The sequence below is a fragment of the Shewanella sp. MF05913 genome (assembly GCF_059758095.1).
Map to the genome: position 1 here is coordinate 1 of NZ_JCAYNT010000077.1, position 521 is coordinate 521.

Here is a 521-nt window from a genome sequence, read left to right on the forward strand (position 1 = left end):
ACTTACCCCGTGAACAAGTTATCCACGATATTGAAGATAAATTGTGTGATTGCTGTGGCGGAGAGCTACATAAAATGGGTGAAGATAAGTCAGAAAAGCTTGAGTTTATTCCCGCTCAAATCAAAGTGATTGAGCACATTCGGCCTAAGTACGCTTGCCGTCACTGTGATAAATCTTCAACTCACACCCCGATTAAACAGGCCTCAATGCCTGCCATGCCCATCAACAAAGGCATTGCCACAAGCAGTTTGCTCAGTCAGCTTATCACCAGTAAATACCAATATGGGCTACCGCTTTATCGCCAGGAAGCGATGTTCAAGCAATATGGTATTGAACTCAGTCGCCAGACCATGAGCAGCTGGATAGACAAATCCGCCGCGCTATTCGCGCCACTAGTTGAGCGACTTAAAGCCGAGCTGTTAAAGCAGCCCACGTTGTTTGCCGATGAAACGCCATTAAAGGTGGTGAAATCCGATAAAGTGAACAGCTACATGTGGGTGTATTGCTCAGGTAGGGATTCA

The 521-nt window shown here is 46.3% G+C and carries 1 protein-coding gene; it reads left to right on the top strand.

Translation table 11 applies throughout. From position 1 onward, the window contains the following. Positions 1-521, top strand: a 521-nt coding sequence (gene tnpC / locus AC19MV_RS23080; RefSeq protein WP_498310047.1) for an IS66 family transposase, incomplete at both ends; no start/stop codon positions are given.